The following is a 2,667-nucleotide window of genomic DNA, read 5'->3' on the forward strand; positions in this document are numbered from 1 at the left end:
TCAGCCGTGCGGCCATGGTTAGGAGGTTCCCGAAGCGATCAGGCTGTAGGCGAGGTCGGGCAGGATGATCTGGTTGATCAGCGAAATCGCCAGCAAAAGGACCAGCGGCGAGAAGTCGAGCCCGCCAAAGTCCGGCAATATCTTGCGGATCGGCCGGTACAGCGGGTCGAGGAACCGTTCGAGCGCAACCAGGAACCGGCGCACGCCGTCGTTCGACGTATTGATGACGTTGAAGGCGATCAGCCAGCTGAGGATGACCTGCAGAACGATGACCCACCACAGGACGTTGAGCAGGAACATGGCGATTTTGATGACAGTGAGCATCAGCATGGCAGTGGCTTAGCCGCCGATCCGTCTCCGCACAATCTCGCTGCGCCTCAAGTTTAGGGAGCGAAGCGCTCGCGCTCGGCCTCGGCCAGGATCAAGGCGAAATCCTCGCCTGGGGCATTCCATTCGGCAAGCGGGGTCCAGCCACCGGCCAGCAGCAGCAGGCGGGCACCGCGCGGGCCATATTTGTGGCTGTTCTCGGTGTGGATCGAGCGGCCCTTGGCAAAGGCAAAATTGCGGCCCTCGATTGTGAACTCGACATCGCGGGCGGCGACGAGGTGCATCTCGATCCGCCCCATCATGTCGTTCCAGCGCGCCTGGTGGCGGAACGCATCGAGGGGGATGTCGCCGCCCAGCTCGCGGTTGATGCGGCGGAGCAGGTTGAGGTTGAATTCGGCGGTCACCCCTGCCGGATCGTCATAGGCGGCGATCAGCCGGTCGACCGGCTTGACCCGGTCCATGCCGATCAGCAGCCGCGCCCCGGTGCCGAGGATCGTGCGGAAGTGGCGGAGCAGGTCTGTTGCGCTTTGCGGCACGAAATTGCCGATGGTGGAACCGGGGAAGAAGCCCAGCCGCGGCATGGCGGCGATCTCGGGCGGCAGGTCGACATGATTGGTGAAGTCGGCCTCGACCGGATAGACTTTCATCCCGGGGAACTCGGCGTCGACGCGCGCGGCGCTTTCGCGCAGATAATCGCCGCTGATGTCGATCGGGACATAGGCGGCCGGATCGACCGCATGCAGCAGGATCGGCGTCTTGGTGGCGCTGCCCGCGCCAAATTCGATCACCGCCGAATCCGCCGGAATCAGCCGCGCCATCTCGCCGATCCTATCCTGGAGCAGGGCGGTCTCGGTGCGGGTCGGATAATATTCCGGCAGCCGCGTGATCTCGTCGAACAGCTCCGATCCGCGCCGGTCGTAAAGCCAGCGCGCCGGGATCGCCGGAATCGGCTCGGCCAGGCCGTTCAGCACGTCGGCGCGGAACGCCGGATCGACTTTCTCAACCGTTTTGAGCAAGGCGCACTCCCGTGAACTGCCACCGAGCAGGCGGCGGGAAGAAATTGCGGTAGCTGGCGCGCGAATGGCTGCGCGGCGTGGCGCAGCTGGCGCCCTTCAGCACCATCTGCCCGCTCATGAACTTGCCATTATATTCGCCGACCGTGCCTTCCTCAGGCTTGAAGCCCGGGTAGGGAAGAAAGGCCGACTGGGTCCATTGCCAGACGTCACCGAACGGACCTCCGCCGGCACACGGCGCGACGGCTCCAGCCTTGTCGAGCTGGTTGCCGATGTCCGGATCATCCGAGGCGAACGCTGCTTCCCATTCAAATTCGGTCGGCAGGCGCGCACCGGCCCAGCGGGCGAAGGCGTCGGCTTCATAGTAGCTGACATGGGCGACCGGCGCTTGCGGGTCGATCGCGCGACGGCCGGCGAGGGTGAATTGATCGTCATCCCCGCGCCAATAGAGCGGCGATGTGACTCCTTCGCGCATTCGCCAGTCCCAGCCCTCGCTGAGCCATAGGGCCGGCGTCCGGTAGCCGCCGTCGGCGATGAAGTCCTGCCACTCGCCGTTGGTGACGCAGCGGCTGGCAATGCGGTGGGGATGCAGCAGCGCATGGTGGCGCGGCCGCTCGCAGTCAAAGGCGAAGCGACCATCGTGCGAGCCAATCTCGAGCTGGCCTTCGCGTCCCTCGATCCATTCAAGCTCCCCGGCACCCGCAGCCGGCGCCGGATCGAGCGCGCCATAGGCCGGCTCAAGCGGGTTCTCGGCGAACGTCGCCAAAATGTCGGTCAGGAACAGCTCCTGGTGCTGCTGTTCATGGTGGATGCCGAGTTCGACCAAGCTTAGGACCTCGGTCGGCAGGTTGAAGAGGGCACGTTGCAGCGCCTCGTCGACCTCGAGGCGCCAGTTGCGCACCTCGTCGAGGCTCGGCCGGCTAAGCATGCCGCGCCTAGGCCGGGAGTGCCGCTCGCCTTCGCCTTCATAGTAGCTGTTGAACAGATAGGCCCAGCGCTCGTCGTGCAGCCGATAGCCCGGCACATGGTCGCGCAGGATGAAGGTTTCGAAGAACCAGGTCGTATGCGCCAGGTGCCATTTGGCGGGCGAGGCATCGGGATGCGGCTGGATGGTCGCATCGGCATCGCTGAGCGGAGCCGCAAGGTCGAGCGTCAGCCGGCGCGTCGCGGCCAGCCGGTCGCGGAGCATGTTGCCGTCGGTGGCTGAGTCTCCTCGGGCCATGGCCAGCCCCCTGCCATGATTCAGTCCGCGGGGAAAGTCATCTGTTCTATAAATGTTCGCTATTGCGGACGAACGGCGCCCTAATCGCCGCGAGTTGCCCCAGGC

General features: G+C 65.1%; 3 protein-coding genes. All 3 read right to left on the minus strand.

Going from position 1 to position 2,667, the window contains the following annotated elements:
* Positions 1-18: 18 nt before the first annotated feature.
* Genes Q0C64_RS13380 through egtB form a run of 3 tightly spaced genes read right to left on the minus strand, consistent with a single transcriptional unit; the run spans position 19 to position 2,562 of the window.
* On the minus strand, positions 19-324 hold the full coding sequence (locus tag Q0C64_RS13380; protein WP_294124339.1) for a YggT family protein: 306 nt from the start codon (positions 322-324) through the stop codon (positions 19-21).
* 59 nt (positions 325-383) lie between these two features.
* Complete coding sequence (gene egtD, locus Q0C64_RS13385; protein WP_294124337.1) at positions 384-1,343, minus strand: L-histidine N(alpha)-methyltransferase; 960 nt, start codon at positions 1,341-1,343, stop codon at positions 384-386.
* The gene (gene egtB / locus Q0C64_RS13390) at positions 1,327-2,562 is read right to left on the minus strand and encodes an ergothioneine biosynthesis protein EgtB (protein WP_294124338.1); all 1,236 of its coding nucleotides are present in this window, start codon (positions 2,560-2,562) and stop codon (positions 1,327-1,329) included. Before egtB ends, egtD begins: the two co-directional genes overlap by 17 nt.
* Between the last annotated feature and the right edge of the window lie 105 nt (positions 2,563-2,667).

It is taken from the genome of Sphingomonas sp. (assembly GCF_023266535.1).
Taxonomy (GTDB): Bacteria; Pseudomonadota; Alphaproteobacteria; order Sphingomonadales; family Sphingomonadaceae; genus Sphingomicrobium.

What these genes read in the sequence shown, in the direction of transcription:
- egtB (WP_294124338.1), bottom strand. Translation starts at nt 2,562, where the DNA reads ATGGCCCGAGGAGACTCAGCCACCGACGGCAACATGCTCCGCGACCGG.
- Q0C64_RS13380 (WP_294124339.1), bottom strand. Translation starts at nt 324, where the DNA reads ATGCTCACTGTCATCAAAATCGCCATGTTCCTGCTCAACGTCCTGTGG.